2 protein-coding genes are annotated in these 1,712 nt (G+C 63.8%); both read right to left on the bottom strand.

Annotation, left to right across the window (positions count from 1 at the left end):
- Positions 1-67: 67 nt before the first annotated feature.
- Positions 68-718 (bottom strand): RNA-binding protein, encoded by a 651-nt coding sequence (locus tag Q0L57_RS14490; protein WP_296743692.1) that lies wholly within the window; start codon positions 716-718, stop codon positions 68-70.
- Positions 719-750: 32 nt separating this feature from the next.
- A partial coding sequence (locus Q0L57_RS14485; protein WP_296743691.1) for a transcription termination/antitermination protein NusA occupies positions 751-1,712 on the bottom strand: 962 nt, incomplete at its 5' end.

The raw sequence follows: 1,712 nt of genomic DNA, 5'->3' as shown, positions 1-1,712 counted from the left end.
CGCTTCAGCGTCAAGGTCTTCTTCGGCGTAACGCTCAACGTCTTGTCGTCGCCCGATTTCGTATCGCTCATTCCATATCCTCTGCGGCATCATCTTCGTCAGCAACGGCCGCAAGCATTGCCAAATCGTCCGGGGTACCGCCCCGATAGCGGTCCAGCGCAACCATGCGCTTTTCGACCGCCCTTCCCGCGTCTTGCGCGAGGACGGCAGCATGTATCACATTTGTACCCCCCAATGCCAAGCTCAACTCAGCCTCGGGGAAAAGTTTGTAGGCAAGGATTGCGGGACCACCGAGATGGACCGTTGCCCGCCTTGCCTGACTGATCTTGCGAACCCCATCGTCCGACGCTTCGGTCGCGTGCAACACGAAAAGCGCCTGACCGTCGCGCACCGCGCCCTCGACCTTGGCGGCCCCCAAAACCACGGCGCCGGCCTTGCGCGCAAGGCCCAGCATGCCCAGGGCAGATCTTGAAAGCAGCCCGTCGACCATGCCGCCTAGATCGGCGGGAACAGCGACTTGCGCCTTGAAGGCGCGGGAAAACAGGTTCTTCGCCGCAGCCTTGTCGATATGTAGGCGGTCAGCGGTAACCCAGCAACCGCGGCCGGGCAGATTTCTCTTGATGTCGGGAACGACGGCCGAATCCGGGCCGACGACGAAGCGGATCAGTTCATCCGCTTCGGCCTGCCTGCGCGTAACGATGCAGGTGCGATCGTTCATATCGTCCACGGGCTTTGCGATGCGCGTTCACCTCACGCACCGACGGCTTCGCCGGCAGCCGCGTCCTCGGCCGCCAGTTCTTCCTCGGAGATCCAGCCGGCCTTCCTGCGGGCAGCCAGCACCATCTGTTCCGCGTCGGCGCGCGAGACGCCATGAGAGGCGAGCACACCCGGATAGACCTTGGTCTCGCCGTCCTTGCGTTCCTTCCAGCCGATCAGATCGTCGGCGGCATAGCCGGCAAAATCCTCGATGGTCTTCACGCCGTCCTCGCCGAGCGTCACCATCATGGCGGTGGTGATGCCGGGAATCTCGCGCAGCTCGTCCTTGACGCCGAGTGCCTTGCGCTTCTCGTCGTGCTCGGCCTCGATCTTCTCCAGATACTCGCGGGCGCGCGTCTGGATTTCCGAAGCCGTATCCTCGTCGAAGCCGTCGATCGAGGCGATTTCGCCGGAGTCGACATAGGCGACTTCCTCGACGCTGGTGAAGCCTTCGGAGGCAAGCACCTGGCCGACCATCTCGTCGACGTCGAGCGCTTCCATGAACAGCGCCGAGCGCTCGACGAATTCCTTCTGGCGACGCTCGCTCTCTTCCTGCTCGGTCAGGATGTCGATGTCCCAGCCGGTGAGCTGCGAGGCAAGGCGCACATTCTGGCCGCGACGGCCGATGGCCAGCGACAGCTGGTCGTCCGGCACCACCACCTCGATGCGCTCCGCGTCCTCGTCGAGCACCACCTTGGCGACTTCGGCCGGCTGCAGCGCATTGACGATGAAGGAGGCCGCCGATGGCGACCACGGAATGATGTCGATCTTCTCGCCCTGAAGCTCGCCGACCACCGCCTGGACGCGGCTGCCGCGCATGCCGACGCAGGCGCCGACCGGATCGATGGAGGAGTCGCGCGAGATGACGGCGATCTTGGCGCGCGAGCCCGGATCACGGGCAACCGACTTGATCTCGATGATGCCGTCGTAGATTTCCGGCACTTCCATGGTGAAGA

The organism is Mesorhizobium sp. (genome assembly GCF_024509055.1).
GTDB lineage: Bacteria > Pseudomonadota > Alphaproteobacteria > Rhizobiales > Rhizobiaceae > Mesorhizobium.
This window is presented reverse-complemented; position numbering and strand designations above follow the sequence as displayed.